Origin of the sequence: Brevundimonas sp. (assembly GCF_032107865.1) — a bacterium.
Lineage (GTDB): Bacteria > Pseudomonadota > Alphaproteobacteria > Caulobacterales > Caulobacteraceae > Brevundimonas.
On the sequence record NZ_DAMCNG010000335.1, the window covers coordinates 1 to 780 of the forward strand.

At 71.5% G+C, this 780-nt stretch carries 2 pseudogenes; both read left to right on the plus strand.

Features of this window, described 5'->3' with window-relative positions:
- Window positions 1–361 (plus strand): annotated as a pseudogene (locus tag RT567_RS16380) (leucyl aminopeptidase family protein); the annotation flags it as partial.
- 80 nt (window positions 362–441) lie between these two features.
- Window positions 442–780 (plus strand): annotated as a pseudogene (locus RT567_RS16385) (peptidoglycan endopeptidase); the annotation flags it as partial.

Sequence of the window (780 nt, forward strand, 5' to 3'; positions counted from 1 at the left end):
CATCGCCCTGGGGCCGGAGTTGCCGCCGCTCTACACCGACGACGACGCCCTGGCCGAGGGCGTGCTGAACGCCGGCCGCGCCGTGGGCGACCCCCTGTGGCGGATGCCGCTGTGGGCGGGTTATCGCGCCTCTCTGGACAGCGAGATCGCCGATGTGCGCAACGATTCCGCCGCCTGGGCGCAGGCCGGATCGGTGACGGCCGCCCTGTTCCTGCAGAAGTTCGCCCCGACGACCGGCAGCTGGGCGCACATGGACGTCTTCGCCTGGAACCCGCGCGCCCGCTCCGGCTGGCCCGAAGGCGGCGAAGCCCAGGCCATCCGCGCCTGCTTCCGCTACCTCAGCGACAAATTCGTCAAATAGCCAAGGCTGTTAACGCCCCCTTCGGGATCGGCGCCTAGGGTGGGCGGCTCGAATTGTCCGAGCCGTCTAGAGACCGCCGCTTGACCGATGTCCTGGCCCTGCTGCCGCCTGGCGCGCCCCTGATCCTGCGGGACGGGGATCGCGTGGTGCTGGCCGAGCAGGCGCTGGAAGGCCTGATGCGGGCCGAAGCCTATCGCCGGACCGACCCCGCTCACTGCCGTCTGCCGGTTGCCGACATCATCGCGGACGACGGTCAGCGCATCGACCAGCTGCTGTTCGGCGAGGCCTTCGACGTGCTGGAGCGCCGTCAGGATCGCGCCTGGGGCCGCGCCCGCCGCGACGGCGTGGTCGGCTGGGTCTCGATTGAGGCTTTGGCGCCCGGCGCGCCCTTGGCGACGCGCCGCGTGGCCTCCGTTTCC